Raw genomic sequence first — 718 nt, forward strand, 5'->3', positions numbered from 1 at the left:
GTTCTTCATTCCATCCCTAATCGGTCTTCTGCTGTTTATGGCGCCTATTTCTTACAATGGCGACCTCACTATCCCTGTTGCAGTCATGGCAAAAGTCATTCCTGCCTTACTTGGCGATGCACTTATTGCTATCGTTACCGCTATTATCGCTTTCATGGCTGTCGCTTCTGTTCTTTGTAAAATTTTCAAGCCAGCAGCGATCCTTCGTAACGGTTTCTTAAACGGACTTTTCAACCCGTCTCCACTTTGGCTTGTTGTTCGCCTAATCGGTGGTGCTGCGGTATTGATGACGTTCTTCCAAGTAGGTCCAAAAGCGATTTGGGAAGAAAACACGGGCGGCCTTGTTTTAACTGGTCTTCTACCAACGCTATTCGCAGTATTCATTTTTGCTGGCCTTCTGCTTCCTCTACTACTTAACTTCGGTCTTCTAGAACTATTTGGCGCGCTATTAAGTAAAGTAATGCGTCCGGTATTTAACCTACCTGGCCGTAGTGCGATCGACTGTATGGCATCATGGTTGGGTGATGGCAGTGTGGGCATCCTACTGACAAGCAAGCAGTACGAAAACAAGTTCTACACTCAACGTGAAGCAGCAGTTGTTGGTACAACGTTCTCAGCGGTATCGATCACATTCAGCTTAGTTGTTATTGCTCAGGTTCAACTTGAACACCTGTTCCTACCTTTCTACGGAGCTATCTGTTTAGCAGGTATCGTGGCT

The 718-nt window shown here is 46.0% G+C and carries 1 protein-coding gene; it reads left to right on the plus strand.

Annotation, left to right across the window (positions count from 1 at the left end):
• Positions 1-718, plus strand: a 718-nt coding sequence (locus R7Q48_RS27325) for a YjiH family protein (protein ID WP_318133395.1), incomplete at both ends; no start/stop codon positions are given.

The sequence above is a fragment of the Vibrio sp. 378 genome (genome assembly GCF_033339435.1).